Genomic DNA, 380 nt, shown 5'->3' on the forward strand with positions numbered 1-380 from the left:
CGCCGGATTAGATCGGTCACAGTAGGGCTAGATGTTTGTTTGGCAGCACTGTCGGCCGCTAGATTTTTCAGGAGATCATTAGGATACGGATGTTTTTCGGTCAAAAAGTCGTCGCGCCAAACTGCTGGCAGCAGGGGCCAGTCAGCATCTGAGTGGCCCCTGAATGCCCAGCCCGATATTGTTTGTTCGCCGAACCGATCGGTATTGCTCAGACGAAGCTCCGAAAACACTTCGCCGACTGTCCGAAGGGTGACCTCTTGCGGCATTAACGGCTCCGAATAAATAAAATTCGAGTATCGCTGTCGTATTGTGGCTCAGCCCCGTCCCAGGCGCAATGGGCTCCCGGCTTGCTGAGGACTGCTCACGATGCGACCCCGTCG

At 55.3% G+C, this 380-nt stretch carries 1 protein-coding gene; it reads right to left on the reverse strand.

The window, feature by feature from the left end:
• Nucleotides 1-266: hypothetical protein (locus tag ACLBXO_RS31770; protein ID WP_447687920.1), on the reverse strand; the 266-nt coding region annotated here is incomplete at its 3' end.
• Nucleotides 267-380 lie beyond the last annotated feature (114 nt).

It is taken from the genome of Methylobacterium sp. C33D, assembly GCF_053345825.1.